Annotated in this window: 11 protein-coding genes; 10 read left to right on the top strand and 1 reads right to left on the bottom strand. The window is 70.3% G+C overall.

The window, feature by feature from the left end:
• The first annotated feature begins 125 nt into the window (after positions 1-125).
• From ACIBQ1_RS04285 to ACIBQ1_RS04330, 10 genes are all read left to right on the top strand, one after another.
• Complete coding sequence (locus ACIBQ1_RS04285; protein WP_397274515.1) at positions 126-1112, top strand: ABC transporter permease; 987 nt, start codon at positions 126-128, stop codon at positions 1110-1112.
• A complete protein-coding gene (locus tag ACIBQ1_RS04290; protein ID WP_397274516.1) occupies positions 1109-1978 on the top strand; it encodes a carbohydrate ABC transporter permease in 870 nt (289 codons plus the stop codon). Before ACIBQ1_RS04285 ends, ACIBQ1_RS04290 begins: the two co-directional genes overlap by 4 nt.
• Before the next feature lie 28 nt (positions 1979-2006).
• Positions 2007-3578: a DUF3502 domain-containing protein gene (locus ACIBQ1_RS04295; protein ID WP_397274517.1), complete on the top strand. Its 1572-nt coding sequence runs from the start codon at positions 2007-2009 to the stop codon at positions 3576-3578.
• A gap of 3 nt (positions 3579-3581) precedes the next feature.
• Positions 3582-6464: a hypothetical protein gene (locus tag ACIBQ1_RS04300; protein ID WP_397274518.1), complete on the top strand. Its 2883-nt coding sequence runs from the start codon at positions 3582-3584 to the stop codon at positions 6462-6464.
• Positions 6464-6739 carry a hypothetical protein gene (locus ACIBQ1_RS04305; protein WP_397274519.1) on the top strand — a complete coding sequence of 92 codons (276 nt, stop codon included), beginning with the start codon at positions 6464-6466 and terminating at the stop codon, positions 6737-6739. Before ACIBQ1_RS04300 ends, ACIBQ1_RS04305 begins: the two co-directional genes overlap by 1 nt.
• Positions 6736-8226: a glycoside hydrolase family 43 protein gene (locus tag ACIBQ1_RS04310; RefSeq protein ID WP_397274520.1), complete on the top strand. Its 1491-nt coding sequence runs from the start codon at positions 6736-6738 to the stop codon at positions 8224-8226. The genes ACIBQ1_RS04305 and ACIBQ1_RS04310 overlap by 4 nt, the downstream gene beginning before the upstream one ends.
• 40 nt (positions 8227-8266) lie before the next feature.
• Positions 8267-8980: an alpha/beta fold hydrolase gene (locus ACIBQ1_RS04315; protein WP_397274521.1), complete on the top strand. Its 714-nt coding sequence runs from the start codon at positions 8267-8269 to the stop codon at positions 8978-8980.
• A 206-nt stretch (positions 8981-9186) separates the two neighbouring features.
• Positions 9187-10113 carry a substrate-binding domain-containing protein gene (locus ACIBQ1_RS04320; protein WP_397274522.1) on the top strand — a complete coding sequence of 309 codons (927 nt, stop codon included), beginning with the start codon at positions 9187-9189 and terminating at the stop codon, positions 10111-10113.
• A gap of 240 nt (positions 10114-10353) precedes the next feature.
• A complete protein-coding gene (locus ACIBQ1_RS04325; RefSeq protein WP_397274523.1) occupies positions 10354-14835 on the top strand; it encodes a hypothetical protein in 4482 nt (1493 codons plus the stop codon).
• Between the two features lie 35 nt (positions 14836-14870).
• Entirely contained in the window at positions 14871-16520 is a 1650-nt protein-coding gene (locus ACIBQ1_RS04330) for an AbfB domain-containing protein (protein WP_397274524.1), read from the top strand.
• On the opposite strand, the gene ACIBQ1_RS04335 is transcribed toward ACIBQ1_RS04330, so the two are convergent.
• A complete protein-coding gene (locus ACIBQ1_RS04335) occupies positions 16504-17592 on the bottom strand; it encodes a LacI family DNA-binding transcriptional regulator (RefSeq protein WP_397274525.1) in 1089 nt (362 codons plus the stop codon). The genes ACIBQ1_RS04330 and ACIBQ1_RS04335 overlap by 17 nt on opposite strands.
• Between the last annotated feature and the right edge of the window lie 159 nt (positions 17593-17751).

Raw genomic sequence — 17751 nt, forward strand, 5'->3', positions numbered from 1 at the left:
GCCTGCGTTGATGTGTAACGTCTCTGTAACGCAGCCTTGAACGTGTTGGCCGCTCGGACGTAGCGTTCGCAGCGACCGGTTTCTATCAACTGCCACCTGCTGCCGCCTGAGACGGGACTTCGGTGATGAGCACGCTACAGACGAGGCAAGAGCCTCAGACGAGACCGCCTTCCGGGCCGCCGGGCAGGCGCCGCGTCCGACGCAGGGCGGCCCGCGCGAACTGGACGATCGGGCTGCTCGCACTGCCGGCGGTCGTGTTCTTCGTGGTCTTCAGCTACCTGCCGATGTCCGGCCTGGTGGTGGCGTTCAAGCAGTTCGACGTCAACCTGGGGATCTTCGGCAGCCCGTGGAACGGGCTGGAGAACTTCACCTACTTCCTGGAGTCCGGGGACGCGGCGAGGATCCTGTTCAACACCCTCTTCCTCAACATCCTGTTCCTGGTCGCGACGCTGGCCGCCGGCATGATCCTGGCGATCATGCTGAACGAGATCCGCAGCACCTTCTTCAAGCGGGTCTCCCAGTCCGTCGTCTTCTTCCCCTACTTCGTCTCCCCGGTCGTGATCAGCATCATCCTTCAGGTGCTGCTGGCCGGGGCCTCCGGCGGGGGCGGGGCGGTCAACGACGCGCTCGGGGGCCTCGGGTTCCCCACGGTCGACTGGTACACGGAGCCGGGACCGTGGCCGTGGATCCTCACCTTCGTGAAGATCTGGCAGCTCGGCGGCTACCTGAGCGTCATCTTCCTGGCCGCGATCACCGGCATCCCCGAGGAGGTCTACGAGGCCGGGATGATCGACGGGGCCTCGCGGGCCCAGATGGCCTGGCGCATCACCCTCCCGCTGCTGAAGCCCACCGCGGCGGTCCTGCTGGTGCTGGGCGTCGGCCGGATCTTCTACGGCGACTTCGGCACCATCTACGCGATCGTCGGGGACAACGGCACCCTGTTCGACAGCACGGACGTCATCGACACCTACGTCTTCCGCGCCCTGCGCCAGCTCGGCGACTTCGGCACCACCGCCGCGATCGGCCTGTTCCAGTCGGTGGTGGGGTTCGTCCTCGTGGTGATCGCGGTGCTGATCCAGCGCAAGTACTCGAAGGAGACCAGCATCCTATGAGCGGCAAGAAGAAGCTGGAACCGTTCACGATCGTCAGCATCGTCGGCGTCTCCTTGGCCGTGCTGGCCTGCGCGATCCCGTTCTGGATGATCATCTCGGGGTCCCTCACCAGCGAGTCCGAGCTGGCCACGACGGGGTACAGCCTGTTCCCCGCCGCCTTCGACCTCACCGCGTACAAGATGATCTTTACGGGTCCCGCGGTGCTGGACGCCTACTTCGCCAGCGTCTTCATCACGGTCGTGGGCACGGCCCTGTCCTTGGCGGTGACCTCGGGGCTGAGCTGGGTGATCGCCCGACGGCTGCCCGGCATCAGCCGGCCGCTGACGGTCTTCTCCTACCTGCCGATGTTGTTCTCCGGCGGCCTGGTGCCCCTGTATCTGCTGGTCACGCAGTACCTGAACCTGCAGAACAGCTACTTCTCGGTGATCCTGCCGCTGCTGGTCATGCCGTTCCTGGTCTTCGTCCAGGTCAGCGCCTTCCGCCAGCTGCCGGAGTCGATCTTCGAGTCGGCCAAGATCGACGGGGCGGGGGAGTTGCGCATCTTCTTCACGATCGCGATCCCGCTGTCCAAGCCGATCCTCGCCGTCGTCGGCCTCTTCTACGCCGTGCACTACTGGAACGACTGGTTCATGGCGCTGCTGTTCATCGACGACGTGCACAAGTTCCCGCTGCCGCTCGTGCTGCAGAACCTCATCTCCAACATCTCCTTCACGCAGATGCTGCCGCAGCTGGCGGAGGCGGCCACCCCCGTCTACCAGCTCCGGCTGGCTCTCACCACCGTCGCCATCGGCCCGATCCTGCTCGCCTACCCCTTCGCCCAGCGCTACTTCGTCAAGGGCATCACCCTCGGTGCCACCAAGGGCTGAAGCCGCTCCCCCCACCTCAGGAGTTACCGTGTCCCACCACATCATGTCGCGGCGCCGGCTGCTGGCCACCGGCGGCGGACTGTCCCTCGCCGCCCTCCTCGCCGCCTGCTCGGACGACTCCCAGAAGCCGCAGGGCACCGGCGGCGCCCAGACCGCCGGCGCGCTCGCGCTGAGCCTGCTGCTCCCCGGAGACGTGCCGGTCGGCTGGGACCCCGTCCTGGCCGAGGTCAACAAGAAGCTCCAGGCCGACCTGGGCTTCACCATCAAGCCGCAGTTCATCCCGTGGACCAGCTACGGCCAGCAGGCGCTGCTCAAGTTCACCGCGGGGGAGAAGTTCGACACCGCGCTGCAGGCGCGCTGGCTCAACATGACCCAGCTGGCCGCCAGCGGCTCGATCGTCGAGCTGAGCAGCCTGCTGTCCAGCGGCAAGTACCCCAACCTGACCGCCACGATCGACCCGAAGATCATCGAGCTGAACCGGTGGAGCGGCAAGCTCTACGGCCTGCCCCAGATCAACTCGGTCGCCCGCTTCCACCACTTCAGCATCCGCCAGGACCTGGCGGAGAAGCTCGGCATGAGCGACATCACGGACTTCGCCGGGCTGGAGAAGTTCTGGTACGACGTCAAGCAGAAGAACAAGGACATCATCCCGATCGGCGTCAGCTCCCGGATGCCCAAGCTGCTGGTGGCGTGGAACCCGGTCGGCTGGCTCAACCCCTACATGTGGGACAACCCCACCATGAGCATCGCCTCCTTCACCGGCGACTCGCTCAACTTCGTCCTGGCCGCCGACGGCAAGCAGACCGGCTCGTCCAACCCGATCCCGTGGTGGGAGGCCCCGGGCATGGTGGACGCGCTGCGCAAGATCCGCAAGTACTACCAGGACGGGCTGATCAACAAGAACGCCCTCACCCTGGACTCGAAGGCGCTGGACTCCCAGTTCAAGGCCGGTCGCGTCGCCACCGGCTGGGCCATGACCGACGGCCTGTCCTCCACGGCGCTGCCCGAGCTGACCAAGAACGTGCCGGGCGCGATGATCGCGAACGTGATGCCGCTCAAGGGCGGCGAGAGCGCCAAGCCGTACCAGACCTTCCAGAGCGACAACTTCGTCGTGCTCAACGCCAAGGGCCAGAGCAACGAGAAGGCCATGCAGCTGCAGGACTGGGTGTCGATCAAGGAGAACCACGACCTGCTCAACTACGGCATCCCCGGCAAGGACTGGAACCCCGTCGGCGACGACAAGTACGAGCAACTGACCACCTACACCTTCCCCGGCTTCGCCCTCGCCTGGCGGGCCAAGCTGGAGCGCCGGGTCAAGGACATGACCGAGTCCGAGGCCAAGTGGTTCGACTGGGCGCAGGACATCGACAACTTCACCGTCGACCCGTATGCCAGCTTCGTCCCCGACCCCGAGCCGATCAAGCGGGAGAACACCCAGGTCACCGCGGCCATGACGCAGTTCGCCAACCCGCTGTTCATCGGCGCCGTCGACGTCGACCAGGGACTGGACAAGCTGAAGAAGGCGCTGGAGCGGGCGGGCCTGGCCAAGGTCCAGGCCGAGATGGCCAAGCAGGCCGACGCCTACCTGAAGGGTCAGTGACCGGTGACGTCACCCATCAGCCGGAGGACCGTGCTGGCGTCCTCCGGCGCCTTGGCCGCCGCCACGTGGTTATGGAACGGCGAGGCCGCCGCCTCCACGAGAGGCCGTGAGGCCCCCCTTGACGTGGTGGTCTTCGGCGACGAGGCCTCCGAGCGCGCCCACGCGGTGACCGCCGACCGGTCGGAGGTGGTGGCCGGGGCGCTCGGCCGCTCCGCCCGCGTGCTCAGCCCGCGGGAGCCCGCCGGGGTCTGGGGCGGCACCATCTCCCTCACCGTCAGGTGCGCGCCGCGCGGCACCACGTACGTCACGATCAAGCTGTGGGGCGACGACCGGGCCGCGAGCGAGGCCGACCAGTCCCGGCTCCAGCTCTTCTGCGCGGGCGAGCAGGTCGGCCACTACCACCTGGGCGCGGTCGACCCGCTGGACATCCTCAGCCAGGACGCCCACTCGCCGGGCCGCTTCCACTACCACACGCTGCCGCTGCCCGAGGCGATGACCCGCGACCGCGAGCAGGTCACGCTGGAGATCAGGTCGATGGGCCGGATCTGGGGCTACGGGCAGAACGCGGCCGAGTTCTACCGGTCGATGGACAAGCCCAGCCGCCCCTTCTACCGGATCTACACCCACACCGAGCCGTTCTTCCCCGGCGACGGCATCCAGGGGCCCGTGCCCGACGCGCCCGTCCGGCCCGCGCCCGGCCCCGAGGTGCTGGCCGACATCAAGGCCAGGGTGCTGCGCGAGCACCGCGGCTGGATCGACGGCAACCCCGCCTCGCTCGACTCCTGGGCCTTCCAGGGGCTGGCCGAGGGCTACTTCTGGCCCGAGAGCCCCGCCTACCGGAGCCCCGACGCGATCGACCAGGTGCTGGCCGCCATCGACGCCCGCTACACCAAGTGGCTCACCGACCCGACCGTGCTGACCGCCTCCGACCAGCAGTGGGAGGGCTTCGCCAAGGTCGGCCTGGCGCTGCTGCTGCTCCGCGACGTCCTGGGCGACCGGCTGGAACGCCCGGTCGGCGGGCGGCCCGTGGGCGCGCCCAACCCGGGCTTCGAGCGCGGCGGCACGGCCCCCGCCTCCTGGAACACCGCCCGCTGGGCCGGCACGGCCACCTGGCTCTGGGACGACACGGTCAAGCGCGGCGGCTCGCGCTCGGTCAAGGTCACCGCCGCCGCCGGCGCCGCCGCGGGCTGGAACACCGCCCAGAACCGCACCCTCATCGGCCAGGGCCGGCACCGCTACGGCGTCTGGGTCAGGACCGAGGACGTGGTGGCCCCGGGCGCCTACCTCGACGTGCTCTTCTACGACGCGGCCGGGAAGATCGTCGGCACCGACAACAAGTTCTACGCGCCGACCGGCACGCGGGACTGGACGCAGATCACCGCCGAGCTGGACACCCCGGCCGCCGCGGTCGAGCTCCGGCTCGACGTCCGCGTCGAGGGCGGCGGCACCGCCTGGTTCGACGACGTCGAGGTCACGCCGCTGGACGGGGCCACCCCGCCGGTCCAGGGCGATCTCCCGGTACGGCGGGACGCGTACACCAGGATGCTGGCCGAGTCGATCTCGTACTGGCGGCAGCACATGCCGCACTACAGCAACCAGTCGATGATCTGCGCGCTCGGCATCTACCGCTGCAACCGAGCCCTGATGCTGATAAATCCGGATAAGGCGCCGCTCGCCGAGGAGAAGGCCCGCGACTACATCCACCAGTCCGTCGGCATGAAGCCGTTCCTGGGCCGGGAGGACGCGTCCGGCACGCCCGGCAAGATCCTCGGCGAGCACTTCCACCAGGTCACCAGGAAGGGCCTGACCAGGGAGCTGGGGTACGTCGGCAACTACGGCGAGGTGACCGACTGGCTGGTCCTGCTCTACGAGGCCGTCACCCGCTTCGGCGGCGTCGAGGACCCGGAGCTGAAGGCCCACCTGATCAAGATGATCAACGCGCGGGCCGTCTTCCGCTACCCCGAGGTCGACAACGACGGCTACCGGACCATGCGCATGGAGGCCGCCGTCGGCTGGCGCGACGACCACTACCCCGGCGACGTCGTCTACGCCCAGCGGCTGGCCTGGGACGGCCACCCCGCCATGGCCGCCGCCGTCCTCGGCGACCCCTCGATCGCCGGGCACGCCCAGCGCATGATCGCCGACAACCAGTTCTTCGGCCACCTCGACCTGCTGCTCACCAACACCTGGCCGCGCGTCGGGCTCAACGCCCTGCGTCTCGTCCAGCGCGACTGGCCCGCCTTCCAGGCGTTGCCCGCGAGCGGCACGCGGTTCCCCATGGACTGGGACGCTCCCACCTTCGTCTTCTCCGACGAGGAGAACGGCGTCGTCGCGATCAAGAACGGCAAGGAGATCCTCTACGCCTCCCTCTACTGGCGCGCCCGGCAGGCCGTCAACAACCTGGCCCGCGTCCACCACATCACGCCCGACACCCATCGGGTCGCCACCATCAGGCAGCAGTGCCAGGTCACGCCCACCGGCGACACCTGGACCGAGGCCGACTGGGTCTGCTTCTCCTTCGCCATCAACGACCCCGCCGCCTCCCACATCCCGCCCGGCGGCTTCCCGCCGCCCGGTCCCCAGATCCACCAGGCCTTCGCGGGCGAGGTGCTCAAGGTCGGGCCGCACCCCGCGGACGTCCCGGACCCGGCGCTCGGGGTGGACTTCCCCGGTGTCGAGAAGCTCTTCGTCGGGAAGGCCCAGTTCTACCGCTGCTCGTACGGCCGCTACCTCATCGGCATGAACACCTCCGAAGACCGGCCCCGCCGCCTGCACACCACCGGCGCCGGCCACGCCCGTGACCTCGTGACCGGCCGCCGCGTCCGCCTCGGAAGGCCGATCGAGGTCGCGCCCCTCAGCACCGTGGTGCTCTTCCTGGAGGACTGATGCACTCCCTGCCCGGCTACGGGACGGTGGTGCCGTCGCTCTCGCCCGAGCTGGCGCGGGCCGCGAGGAAAGCCCTACTGTCCAGGGGTGATGAGAACCTCTCGGCCCACGGCAGCCTGCGTCGGGCGCTGGTGGCGGCGCGGTTGAAGGACGGCGGGCCGGCCTGGGCAAATGTTCGGAAAATTCTGGACAACGGGATTTTCGTGGCGCACCGTGCCTCGGGCCCGCGCCGAGAAGTTGAGCTGCCTGCCGGAAAGAGTGTGGAGATCGAATGATCCGCAACCCCGTCCTGCCCGGATTCGACCCCGACCCGTCGATCCTCCGGGTGGGCGACGATTACTACCTGGCCACCTCGACCTTCGAGTGGTATCCGGGCGTCCGCGTGCACCACTCCCGCGACCTGGTGAACTGGCGCCCGCTCGGCGGCGTCCTGGCCGACCGCAGGTTGCTCGACCTGTCCGGCGTGCCCGACTCAGGGGGCATCTGGGCGCCCGATTTGACCTATCACGACGGGCTTTTCCACCTGGTTTACGGCGTGATGGATAACTATGCCCTTGGCTACAAGGACATCGCCAACTACCTGATCACCGCGCCCTCGATCGAGGGGCCGTGGTCAGACCCGGTCCGGCTGCCGGGCCGCGGCTTCGACGCCTCCCTCTACCACGAGGACGGCCGCAGCTGGCTGCTCAACATGGTCTTCGACTCCCGGCCGGGCCACGGGTTCGCCGGGATCGAGCTGCAGCCCCTCGACGGCGGCAAACCCGAGCTGATCCTGCCCAACCGCAAGGTCACCGAGGGCCCGCACCTCTACAAGATCGACGGCTGGTACTACCTGATGGTGGCCGAGGGCGGCACCGGCTACGAGCACGGGGTCACGGTGCTGCGCTCGCGTTCGATGTCCGGGCCGTACGAGGAGGACCCGGCGGGGCCCATGCTCACCTCGCGGCACGACCGGAGCCTGGAGCTGCAGAAGGCGGGGCACGGCTGCCTGGTGGAGACGCAGACGGGGGAGTGGTACCTGTCCCACCTGATGGCCCGGCCGTACCACAACGGCAGGTGCGTGCTCGGGCGCGAGACCGCGCTCCAGCGCGTGACCTGGGAGGACGGCTGGCCGCGCGTGGCGGGCGGCGTGCCCGCCGTCGAGGTGGCCGCGCCCGAGCTGCCCGCCCACCCGTGGCCGGCGGCCGAGGGCTGGGCCGGCTCGCCGTCCCCCGGCGGGCTCGGGCCGCACTGGAGCACGCTGCGGCGGCCCGCCACGCCCGACTGGCTGGCCGCCGACGAGGCCGGGCTCACCGTCCAGGGCGGTCAGTCCCCGTACGGCCTGCGCAGCCCCAGCCTGGTCGCCCGCCGGGTCACGGCCCGGAAGTGCTCCCTGGAAACGGTCATGCGGTTCGAGCCGGACAGCGTCCATCAGGCGGCGGGCATCGTCGCCTACTACAACTCGCGCAACTGGCACTACCTGGCCGTGACCGCCGACGGCCTGGTGCTGACCACCAGCGACCAGGGGACCCGCACCGAGCGCGTACTCGGGCCCGCGGGAGCCGAGGTCGAGCTGCGCGTGGAGTTCGACGGGGCGGTGGTGCGCTTCAACCACGGGCCCGACCTGGACGCGACGATCCTGTCGGACGAGCACGCCGACGAGTTCGTCGACGGGCACGTGCGGGCCTTCGGCTTCACCGGCGCCTTCGTCGGGTTCTGGGTGCAGGATCTGGCGGGAGAAGGCTGCTCGGCGCGTTTCGAGCGGATCGGCTACCGCACATGAGACACAGGCGCCTCCTCGGCACCACCTTTCCGGGCACTCCATGAGGTTGCACGTCGAGACCTGGGGCCACGACGGGCGGCCCCTGCTCTTGGTGCACGGCTGGGGCGGCGACCACCGGCTGTGGCGCGCCCTGGACTTCGGGGGGCGCCGGGTGATCGCCCCCGACCTGCGCGGCCACGGCCGGTCCCCGGTCCCGGCGACCGGGTACCGGCCCGTCGACCTGGCCCGTGACCTGGTGCCGCTCCTGGAGGAGCCGGTGCTGGCCATCGGGCACTCCATGGGCGCCCAGGTGGTCACCGCGCTGGCGGTCGAGCATCCGGAGCTGGTCGGCGGGCTGGTCGTCGTCGCCCCCGCCTACGGCGCCGACGAGGAGGAGGAACGGCTCATCCCCGGGCGCCTGGCGGCCCTGCGCGCCGACGGCGTGGCCGCCGCGCTGCGGCAGCTCGGGCCGCTGCCCGCGCCGATCACCGGGCAGCTGCTGGCCACGCCCGGCCACGTGCTGGCCGAGTGCTACGCCGGGATGTACACCGTGCCCGGCGCGTTCGGGGTGCGCCGGGAGTCGGAGCGGTATCTGGCCAGACGGTCCTGTCCGGTGCTCGCCGTGCACAATGTGCCGGAGGCCGCGCGGTGGGAGGCGAGCCTGCCCGGGCATCCGGGCTCCTCCACCGTCGTATGGCCGCAGGCCGGGCATTTCCTGCATGTGGAGCATCCGGCGGAGTTCGTGGACCTGGTGCTGTCCGGGTGGGACCGCTGAGCCTTCTGGGAGCCGTGCCGCCGCCGTGATTGCGCGGCTCACCATTCGGGTTCGGCAAACGTGAGGACCATCACATACACTCTGACCAGCGATTTCGAGCCGTCCGGCCTCAGCGTGGCGGCCGGGCGGTCATAGGCGGATGACGCGTCCGCCGCCCGCGTCGGCGCCCTTTCGCAGCAGGGGCAGAACCCTACGAGAAGAAGATCATGGGAAGACTCGCGTTCGTCATAGCCGGTATCGCGCTGGGAGCCGCCGCCTGCGGTGTGCCCGCCAGCGGTGACGACTTCGGGGACATCCGGATCGGCCTGTCGGTCTCGACGATGGCCAACCCCTACTTCGTCCAGTTCCGCGACGGGGCCGAGGCGGCGGCGCAGCGTTTCGGGGCCAAACTGACCGTCGCCGACGCCCAGAACGACGCCACCCGGCAGGCGACGCAGATCCACGGCTTCACCGCCCAGCGGGTGAAGGCCGTCATCATCAACCCGGTCGACTCCCGCGCGCTCGGCCCGGAGGTCAGAGCGGCCAGTCTGGCCGGCATCCCGGTGATCGCGGCCGACCGCGCCATCAACGGCACCGCCGTGACGCAGACGCTGGCCTCGGACAACGTGGCCGGTGGCAAGTTCGGCGCGCAGGAGCTGGCCAGGCAGCTCGGCGGGAAGGGCGACGTGGTCGTGCTCCGCGGCACGGCCGGCACCTCCGCCTCCCGCGACCGCAGCAAGGGCTTCACCCAGGGCATCGCCGGGTACCCGAAGATCAAGGTCGTGGCCGCGCCGCGGGCCGACTTCGACCGGGCCAAGGGCCTGACCGTCATGACGGGCCTGCTGCGCTCGCATCCCGGCCTCGCCGGGGTGTTCGCGGAGAACGACGAGATGGCGCTGGGCGCGATCCAGGCACTGGGGCCGAAGGCGGGCACCCACGTCAAGGTCGTCGGCTTCGACGGCACTCCCGACGGGATCAAGGCGGTGCGGGCGGGCACCATGGCCGCCACGGTCACCCAGCAGCCGCGGCTGATCGGCTGGCATGCGGTGCAGGACGCCATCAAGGCGGCCGAGGGCCAGCCCGTCGCGAAGACGGTGGCGGTCCCGGTCAAGCTGGCGACCAAGGAGAACGCGCACCAGTTCTGGACGTTCTGAGCCAGCAAGGATAGTTAACGGTGCCTATCCGAGTGCGCTCAGCGTAGACGCGTACCGGCGGGTCGACAAGAGGGGAAAGCGCATTCCCTCGTGCTTGGTCATCAATCATGCCGCTGAGCTGGGAAAATGGTCGACCTAGGTCGTCTGGCCATGTAACGCCTAGGTAACTGGTTCTTGTCGGGCATCTCACTTCGGCCTAATCTCCGGGGAGAACGTTTTCTATCAGGAGATCGATCCGCCATGCGTACACGGCACCGGTTAGGCGGCCCGCTCGCCGCGATCCTGCTGCTGCCCTTTCTCACCGCCTCCCCCGCGGCGGCCGCCCCCTTGCCCGCCGGATACGTGGACGTGGTCACGTTCGGCGACACCGAGTCGGAGAGCGCGCACGCGCTGCAGGCGGCCTCCACCGCGGCGGTGGAAGGCGCGCTGGGGGAGCCCGCCCGAGTGGCCAAGCCGACCGCCCCGCCCACGGTCAAGGCCGGTGAGCTGCGGTTCACGGTCGCGGTCGATCCGGTCGCGCAGAACTACTTCACGCTGAAGTTCTGGGGGAGCGACGCCTCGCCCTACAAGACGATCGCCTACATCAACGGCGAGCAGATCGGCTACCGGCGCTCGGGCGACTACGAGGCGATCAACCTCGGTTCGAGCAAGGCGCTGCCCGGCCGGTTCTACTACAACACGATCATGCTGCCGCTCGGCCACACGCGCGGCCGGCGGGTCGTGGAGATGACGGTCAGGACGTACGACGCCGGGTTCAGCCAGCCCGTGACCGCCGACTCGCGCGGCTACTACCGGGCCTACACGCACACCACCGCGTACCTGGACGTCTCCGGTGAGAAGCAGGGAGCGGTCACGCCGGACACCACGCCCGCGCCAGGACCGGGCGACGCCGACAAGCAGGCGATGGTCGACCGCTACCGCAAGAGCCAGATCGACCTGTTCAACCAGTACAGCGCGCAGCTCGACGCCTCGCCGGGCGCCAAGCTGTCGATCGTCCGCTACCAGGACGACCTGCGCTTCTACGCCTCCGCGCTGGTGGAGCCGTGGGCGCCGGCAAACACGCCCGAGCTCGGGAAAGCGGCGCTGGGACGCCTGTTCAAGGCCATCGACAACCACGTCAAGGACTACTACGCCGACACCCGGCTGCTGCTGAGGGGCGGTCACCAGGGCGACTGGGGCGGCTACTACGGGGCGCTGGGCGAGGCGCTGTACATCGTGGAGAACCTGATCCCCGAGGCGTACGGCACGCGGGAGTTCGAGGCGTTCCTCGACGAGCCCTTCGTCACCGGCACGCAGGACGGGCCGACCTCGCTCAAGGGCGTCGACTGGGACGGCGGGGAGCTGTCCCGGCGGGAGGCGTACGAGCGGGTGCTGAAGGCCAACTTCGACTTCGCCCGGGCGCGCCTGTCGTACATCTACAACCAGGTGATGTACACCTACGAGGGCGCGTGGGAGGCGCACGAGGGCCTGCGGGTGATCGGATCGCGCTTCTACGAGGGCAAGGCCAGGAGCCACCGGATCCTGCTGGAGGCGCTCGGCGTCGAGCCCTTCCTCGGCGAGGAGGTGCTGGTGGGGCCCGACGGCAAGGACCTGGACCTCTACCACTCGCTCTTCTACCACGACACCACCGCCCGCTTCACCGACGACTTCGTCCAGATCGTCGGCAAGGGCCTGGCCAGGAGCAAGCTCGGCGCGGACGGGAGGGCGGTGCGCCGCCTGCCGTACGGCGAGCACTACACGGGCATCACCAAGGCCGGTCTGACCAGGGAGAACACCTTCGTCGCCAACTACGGTGAGGCCACCAACTACCTGCCCGAGTACTTCTTCCGCACCTGGGGGCACAAGGGCGACGAGAAGCTCAACGACGAGATCCTCAAGCTGGCGCTGAAGAACCTGCACGCCCGCGGCTTCACCCGCTACACCGGCACGGACGACGGCGGCAAGCGGGTGTCCCTGGCCGAGATGGCCGTCGACGAGCGCAACGCGAGCTACCCGGGCTGGCCCGCCTACGCCCTGCGCAACACCGAGGGCCGCACGATGGAGTACGTCACGCTGGACAAGCACATGTCCGAGCACGCCGAGCGCTACGCGGGCGCGGAGTGGGAGCCGTACCGGGGCTACGCGAACGAGGCGGCCGGGTTCGTCCAGCAGCAGATCGCCGACAACCAGTACTTCAACACGTTCTCCTCCGTGGAGGCGAAGCGGAAGTACGACATGTGGCTGCCCGAGACCTACGCCTACCTGCGCGCCCGGCCGGCGGCCGGGGCCGTGCTCCCGCAGACGGACTTCGCCGCGTACACGCCGCAGGAACTGGCCGCCCTGGGCGTCGACCCGGCCCGCTACGAGCGGTTCGCGTTCGCGGACGTGGACGACATGTTCGTCTCCGTCCGCGACGGCGACACGCGGATCTTCGGCTCGCTGTTCGAGCGGCAGCGCGGCGTCGCCGGCAACGGGCGGCTGCACGTCCTGGCCAAGGACCACCACAACGTCGTGCAGATCGCCACGGACACGCAGTTCGCCTACCGCGACTACAACCTGCGGATGGACAACGTCGACGTCGACTTCATGGAGGACCAGCAGACGGGCGACGGCGGCCTGCCGCAGGCCTTGGCCGGCGAGATCCTGCCCGCCGCCCACCAGCCGGGCGTCGGCACCGTGCGGCGGGAGAACTACGAGTTCGACACCCCCTACTCCGGGTACGCGGACTTCCTGACCGCCCGCTACGGGAACTACGTGTTCGCCTTCAACACCACCCGGGACGACTACGGCAACAAGCGGTCGTTCTCCCTGGACGTCCCCGGCGACGCGGTGGACCTGGTCTCGGGCCGGCGGGTGGCCAGGGGCGCGGTGAGCGTGGCGCCGGAGACGGCGATGGTGCTGAGGCTGGACGGCGCCGTGGCCGAGCGGCTCAGGCCGCACCACGTGGACTTCGTCCAGGCGCTGCGCGACCGCGACGGCGTCACCCTCACGTGGAAGGCCGCCGCCGGGGCCGAGTCGTACACGATCAGGCGCGACGGCAAGGTGGTCGCCACCGGGGTGCGCGGCACGACGTTCGAGGCCGGCAGGCAGGGCGGCGCGTACACGGTGACCGGGGTGAACCGCCAGGGCTCCGGCTGGGCCTCGCAGGCCGTCCAGCCGCCCGCAGCGCCGGTGGACCGCGTCGGCGAGATCGCGGGCCGGGTCAGGACGGACGAGCGGCGCGCCGAGCTCACCGGGGGCAACGGCGAGGGCCTCGGTGAAGGCGACGACTACTACGTGGACAAGCGTGACATCCAGGACACCCTGCTGTTCTCGAACGAGGTGCTCACCGGCAGCGGGTCCGTCAGCGCGCGGATCGAGCAGGCCCGGGGCCCGGCCAGTGGAGTGATGCTCCGGGCCGACGCCCGCTACATCTACTTCGGCGCGGACGCCTCCGGCAGGCTCGTCCTGCGCAACCGCACCCGCGACTCCCGGCACGACTGGCAGGACGACCGGCGCAGCCCGATCGACGCCGGAATCCAGGGATACACCGCGGCCGAATACCCGTTCGTCAAGCTCGTACGGGACGCCGACGCCCAGATCGTGCGGGCCTGGGCGAGCAAGGACGGCCGGTCGTGGTCGTACGTGGCGGAGCTGTTCACCCCCTTCCCCGAAGGCGTGTACGCCGGCGTCGCGGCGGCCACGGCGGCCACGTTCACCCACGTCACGGTGTCGCCCGACCGCGACGGGACGCTGTACGCCAGGGTGGAGCGGGCCAGGGACCGGGTGACGCTGCGCTGGAGCAAGCCGGACACCGCCACCCGGTTCACCGTCTACCGGAAGGACGGCGCGGCGGCCGCCTGGCGCCCGGTGCTGTCGAGCGCGCTGACCTTCGAGTTCACCGACGAGCCGCTGCGGCACGGCACCCGCTTCTACCGCGTCGCGGCGATCGGCGCGGACGGCGCCGAGCGGCCGGGGCCGGGCCTGCTGATGGCGACGGCCGAACCGCTCGCCACGGTGATCGCCGAGACGGAGAAGCTGCCCGCGGCCGACTACACCAAGGGCAGCTACTACCTGCTGACCAGGGTGATCGCCGAGGCGAAGGCGGGCGGCGACGAGGACGCGCTGATCGACCGGATCTACGCCGCCGTCGAGCAGCTCGTTCCGGTCGGCACGCTGCTGCGGAAGGTGAGCGTGGAGCCGTCCATGGTGGAGGCGTCCACCGAGCCCTGGCCGGGAGGCGGCGGCACCAAGGCCGAGAACGGCTGGCGCGCCTTCGACGGCGACCTGGCCACCGTCACCGACACCACCACCGCGGCGGGCTGGATCGACGTGCGCCTGCCGGCGGCGGTGGCGCCGGACGCGATCCGCTACCACCCGCGCTCCACGCACGTCACGCGGCTCAACGGCGCCGTGTTCAGGGGATCCGCCGACGGCGGGGCGACCTGGACCGACCTGCACACGGTCAGCGGGGTCAACACGGCGCAGTGGTACTCCGTCCCGCTCCGGCGGACCGCGGCCTACCCGTGGCTGCGCCTGGCCTTCCCGTCGGGCAACACCAACGTGGCCGAGATCGAGTTCCTGTCCAGAATCGACGACCGTACCCTGCTCGACCTGCTCATCGAGGAGGCCGAGGCCGTCGACCCGAGCCGGCGCACCTCCGAGCTGACCGCCGCGCTGGAGCACGCCCGCTCCGGCCTGACCGGCCAGGACCAGATCGACGCCGCGGCCGAGCGGCTGCGCGTCGCGCTCGCGAACCTGTGACCCCCGCACCCTCCCACACCCCCCAAGGAGAGGTCATGTCCGCACGCATCCCCGCCGTCACCCGTCGCGGCGCCCTCAAGACCGTCCTGGCCGCCGGCGCCGGCGCGGCCCTGCTGGGCCACGCCGAACCCGCCGCCGCGGCCAGCCACCCCGGCCTGCTGCACACGCAGGCCGACTTCGACCGCATGCGGTCCATGGTCAACGCCGGAGCCCAGCCGTGGAAGGCGGGCTGGGACCGGCTCGTGGCCAACTCCCACTCCCAGAGCACCTGGACGCCCAGCCCGCAGGCGACGATCATCCGCGGCGGCGACGGCCAGAACTACGGCATCCTCTACAACGACATCCACGCCGCCTACCAGAACGCGCTGCGCTGGAAGGTCAGCGGCAGCTCCGCGCACGGCGACAAGGCTCGCGACATCCTCAACGCCTGGTCCGCCACCCTCACCACGGTCACCGGCAACGCCGACCGGTTCCTCGCCGCGGGCATCTACGGCTACCAGTTCGCCAACGTCGCCGAGATCATGCGCGGTTACGGCGGCTTCGACCTGGCCCGCTTCCAGCGGATGATGCTCAACGTCTTCCACCCGCTCAACGAGAACTTCCTCACCAACCACAACGACGCCTGCATCACCAACTACTGGGCCAACTGGGATCTGTGCACCATGAACTCGATCCTGGCCATCGGCGTGCTCTGCGACCGCCAGGACCTCATCGACCGGGCCGTCACGTACTTCAAGTCGGGCGCGGGCAACGGCTCGATCACGCACGCCATCCCGTTCCTGCACAGCGGCGGGCTCGCGCAGTGGCAGGAGAGCGGCCGCGACCAGGGCCACACCATGATGGGCGTCGGCCAGATGGGCGCCTTCTGCGAGATGGCCTGGAACCAGGGCATCGACCTGTACGGCTACGACGACAACCGGTTCGCCAAGGCGTGTGAGTACATCGCCAGGTACAACCTCGGCGAGGACGTCCCGTTCACCGCCTACACCTGGGGCACCGGCCAGAACTGCGCCCAGCAGACGCACACCGCGATCTCCACGGCGAGCCGCGGCGAGCTGCGGCCCGTCTGGGAGACCGTCTACCACCACTACGCGGTCAGGCGCGGCCTGGCCATGCCGTACTCGGCCGCGTTCGTCGCCAAGGTGCGGCCGGAGGGCGGCGGCGGGGACTACGGGCCCAACAGCGGCGGCTTCGACCAGCTCGGGTTCGGCACGCTCACGCACGCCAGGACCCCCGGCAGCGCCTCCTTACCGACGGGGACGACCAGGTCGCTGCGCTCGGTCAACTACCCCGCCCGCTTCGTCAGGCACCAGAACGACCTCGGCTACCTGCACGAGGTGAGCGCCTCCAGCGACGCCCAGACCCGCCAGGACGCCACCTTCACGATCGTGGCGGGGCTCGCGGCGCCGAACGGCTACTCCCTGCGCGCCGCCGACGGCCGGTACCTGCGCCACTCCGGATGGCGGGCGCGCCTGGGCGCCGACGACGGCACGGCCCTGTTCAGGGCCGACGCCACCTTCTACGCCGTCCCGGGCACCGCGAGCGGCTCGGTGCGGCTCGAATCGGGTAACTACCCCGGCCGCTTCCTGCGGCACCGCGGCTTCGAGCTCTGGGTGGACGCCTACGACGGGACGGCCGGGTTCCGCGACGACAGCTCCTTCACCGCGGTCACGGCCTGGGCCTGACCCCGTCGCGGGCGGGCGGCGAAACGGACTTGCGCACCACCACGTGGGTGCCGAACACGGCGTGCTGCTCAGAGCCGCTGCTCGCCCGCCCCTCCCGCAGCTCCAACGCCAGGCGCACGGCACTGCGGCCCAGCTCCTCGTACGGCACGCGTACGGTCGTGAGCTGCGGCCGCAGATCCGTCGCCAGCGGTATGTCGTCGTAGCCCACGAGCGAGATGTCCTCGGGCACGCTCAGCCCCGCCTCGAAGATCGCGGCCATCGCGCCGCCCGCCACGACGTCCGTCTCGGCGAAGATCGCGGTGAACGGCGGCCCCGAGCTCAGCAGCCGGCGCGTGTGCTCGTGACCGGACGCCCGGGTGAACTCCAGCTGCGTCACGATCAGCTCGGGATCGACGGGCACGCCGTGGTCCTCCAGTGCCCGCCGGTATCCCGAGAGCCGGCCCGCGGTCGTGGTGAACGCCGGCTCCCCGCCGAGGAAGAGGATCCGCCGGTGCCCCCGCGACAGCAGGTGGCCGGTGGCCGCGTAGGCGCCCGGCTCGTTGTCGTACTCGACGACCGTGGCGGGGATGCCGTCACCGAGCGGCGGCCGCCCGCACAGGACCAGCCGTGATCCGGCCGCGTCGAGCGAGTGCGCGATCTGGGCCATGCGCGCCCGGTAGGCGTCGTCGTCGATCGCCCCGCCGATCAGGATCACCGCCGACGCGCGCTGCTCGCGCATCAGGTGGACGGCGGCCAGCTCCCGCGCGGGATCGCCCTCGGTGGCGCACACCAGGCACAGCCGGCCGCGGCGCGCGGCCTCCTGCTCGGCCCCGTGCACGGCGGCGGCGAAGGCGGGCCCGCGCACGTCGTTGACGATGAACGCCACCGTCTGGGTGCCGCCCGCCACCAGCGCGCGGGCGTGGGTGTTGGCGACGTAGTTGAGCTCCTTGATCGCCCGCTGCACCCGCTGCTTGGTGGTCTGGGCCACCGGGTAGTCTCCGGCCATCACCCGGGACACCGTGGAGACCGACACGCCCGCGCGTGCCGCGACGTCCCGGATCGTGTTCTGGCGATTCTCGCCTCTCCTGGCCATGATGCTGGAGTATAGACAACGTTTTCCAGCAGGACGGACGCTGCTTGCGGCTGCCCAGGGTGACCCCTGAGCGCCAGTGACGCCATCGAGACCATCAGGGCCACCATGGGGATCGGTGAGACGGGAGGCGGGTTGGCCGCGAGCCGCTTCAGGCAACGT

Origin of the sequence: Nonomuraea sp. NPDC050153, assembly GCF_044460125.1 — a bacterium.
GTDB lineage: Bacteria > Actinomycetota > Actinomycetes > Streptosporangiales > Streptosporangiaceae > Nonomuraea.

Bases quoted from the DNA above. Each gene is read 5' to 3' on its own strand.
- ACIBQ1_RS04285 (WP_397274515.1), top strand. From the start codon at position 126: ATGAGCACGCTACAGACGAGGCAAGAGCCTCAGACGAGACCGCCTTCC.
- ACIBQ1_RS04290 (WP_397274516.1), top strand. From the start codon at position 1,109: ATGAGCGGCAAGAAGAAGCTGGAACCGTTCACGATCGTCAGCATCGTC.
- ACIBQ1_RS04305 (WP_397274519.1), top strand. From the start codon at position 6,464: ATGCACTCCCTGCCCGGCTACGGGACGGTGGTGCCGTCGCTCTCGCCC.
- ACIBQ1_RS04310 (WP_397274520.1), top strand. From the start codon at position 6,736: ATGATCCGCAACCCCGTCCTGCCCGGATTCGACCCCGACCCGTCGATC.
- ACIBQ1_RS04315 (WP_397274521.1), top strand. From the start codon at position 8,267: ATGAGGTTGCACGTCGAGACCTGGGGCCACGACGGGCGGCCCCTGCTC.
- ACIBQ1_RS04320 (WP_397274522.1), top strand. From the start codon at position 9,187: ATGGGAAGACTCGCGTTCGTCATAGCCGGTATCGCGCTGGGAGCCGCC.
- ACIBQ1_RS04325 (WP_397274523.1), top strand. From the start codon at position 10,354: ATGCGTACACGGCACCGGTTAGGCGGCCCGCTCGCCGCGATCCTGCTG.
- ACIBQ1_RS04330 (WP_397274524.1), top strand. From the start codon at position 14,871: ATGTCCGCACGCATCCCCGCCGTCACCCGTCGCGGCGCCCTCAAGACC.
- ACIBQ1_RS04335 (WP_397274525.1), bottom strand. From the start codon at position 17,592: ATGGCCAGGAGAGGCGAGAATCGCCAGAACACGATCCGGGACGTCGCG.